The organism is Vibrio sp. 2132-1 (assembly GCF_033344315.1).
In genome coordinates, this window is sequence record NZ_JAWPON010000302.1 from 1 (window position 1) to 721 (window position 721).

The following is a 721-nucleotide window of genomic DNA, read 5'->3' on the forward strand; positions in this document are numbered from 1 at the left end:
GACTTACGCAGCTCCGTGGTGTAAAACTGGTGAAGGCACATTGGTTTGGAGTGCCAGTGGCATTCAAAGTCCAGTGGGAAGCTTAGAGCTTGGCCCTGTTATTGCTGATTTGAAATGCCAAGATAGCGTGCTAACTGCATCAGGTGAGCAAACCAGTAAGCAAGTTTCCTCGGCGTTTTCAGCAGAGCTGATGCCGAATCAACGCTATTCAACGAAAGCGTGGTTTAAACCTGGCGCAGATTTCCCATCAAGCATAGGGGAGCAGTTGAAATGGCTTGGACAGCCAAACGCACAAGGCCAATACGAGTTTGACTACAAAGGCCGATTCTAATCTCGAGCCAACGTAATACAGAAAAGAGCTGCCAATGTGCAGCTCTTTTTGCTTTTGGATCATAGTAGGCCAAACCCTCTATTCGCTGTACGTAAATAAACGAGGGACAAAGTTGGTTGTTTAAGTGGTTGTATTTTAATTGGATTGTGTGGTTTTGTGCAGTTTGATTAGCTTTAGGTATATGGCAGGTCAAATACTGTGAAAGCTGCTCATGTGGAAAAAGAAAAGGCCGTGAACGGAATTCACGGCCTAATGATATAAGTTGAGTTACGCAAGTATAAGTATTTAATCTTTGCGTTGCAGGATGTCATCCCAAGGCAAATCCGTATCGCCCAGAACGATAAAGTTCGGGTTCTCTAGCGTTTCCCGTTCGTTGTAAGACAAAGGTTC

The 721-nt window shown here is 44.8% G+C and carries 1 protein-coding gene and 1 pseudogene; one reads left to right on the top strand and one right to left on the bottom strand.

Annotation, left to right across the window (positions count from 1 at the left end; translation table 11 throughout):
* The coding region (locus R8N47_RS25060; RefSeq protein WP_318186087.1) for a type II secretion system protein N at positions 1–331 on the top strand (331 nt) is incomplete at its 5' end.
* A 285-nt stretch (positions 332–616) separates the two neighbouring features.
* Here R8N47_RS25060 and R8N47_RS25065 read toward each other — a convergent pair.
* Positions 617–721 (bottom strand): annotated as a pseudogene (locus tag R8N47_RS25065) (3'(2'),5'-bisphosphate nucleotidase CysQ); the annotation flags it as partial.